The organism is Streptomyces sp. NPDC007162, assembly GCF_040634175.1.
GTDB lineage: Bacteria > Actinomycetota > Actinomycetes > Streptomycetales > Streptomycetaceae > Streptomyces.
Map to the genome: position 1 here is coordinate 1 of NZ_JBEYFC010001061.1, position 1,085 is coordinate 1,085.

Annotated in this window: 1 pseudogene; it reads right to left on the reverse strand. The window is 70.3% G+C overall.

The annotated features are described in order from the left end of the window. Positions 1-1,021, reverse strand: a pseudogene (locus tag ABZ646_RS47150) (alpha-galactosidase); the annotation flags it as partial. Positions 1,022-1,085 lie beyond the last annotated feature (64 nt).

Here is a 1,085-nt window from a genome sequence, read left to right on the forward strand (position 1 = left end):
AGATGCGGCGGAGTCGGATGACCGCCGCATCCAGGTCACCCTTGAGGCCCACCCGCAGCCCGTGGTGCAACAGGATTGCCCCTCGGTGCACTTCGCCCGTTTCGCGGCATTCGTACGACGCCTGTGGGTCGAGCCCCTTGAGTCGGAGCGCCGGCACCGGCTCGCCGTAGCTCTGCGCCTGGAGCCAGGCGAGGACGGCGGTCTCGTCGCCGAGCGTGTACTGCACCGCGCTGAGCCCGCCGGCCGGCGGCCGCAGCCGGAACTGGTCGCCGCGCTGCACCAGCGGCCGGATCTCCTTGTAGAGCCCCACCCAGCGGCCGGCTTCGGCGAGTTCCTCCTCGGTCCACTTCGAGAGGTCGCCGCCGACCCCGAGCGCCCCGGCCATGGAGCTGACGAACCGGAAACGCAGCGAACTGACCCGGCCGTTGAGCTGGTGGTTCGGGCTGTCGGTGACCCAGGCGGACATCACCCGGGCGGGGTGGATCTGGCTGAAGCCGTGCTGGATGGCGAGCCGGTCCAGCGGGTCGGTGTTGTCGGAGGTCCACACCTCGTCGGTACGGCTCATGATGCCGAGGTCGATCCGGCCGCCGCCGCCGGAACAGGACTCGATGGCGACGTCCGGGTGGGCCGCGCGGATCCGGTCGAGCAGGGCGTACAGGCCGCGCACGTGGTCCACCCACAGGCGCTGCGGGTAGGGCTCGCCCGGCCAGCCCGCGTCGGTGAAGCAGCGGTTGAAGTCCCACTTGACGTAGTCGATGGGCGCGCTGGACAGCAGGGCGTCGAGCTGCTCCCAGAGGTACTCCTGGACATCCTCGCGGGCGAGGTTGAGGACGAGCTGGTTGCGCAGCTCCGTCCGCTTCCGTCCCTGCTGGTACTGCACCCAGTCGGGGTGGGCCCGGTACAGCTCGCTGTCCGGGTTGACCATCTCGGGCTCGACCCAGATGCCGAACTGCATACCGAGCGCGTGCACGTACTCGGCGAGGGGCTTGAGGCCCTTCGGGAACCGGTCCCGGTTGGGCGTCCGGCGTCTCCCGCACCGACATCAGCCACGAGTACCAGTACGCCGCCGCCACCTACGGCCTGAC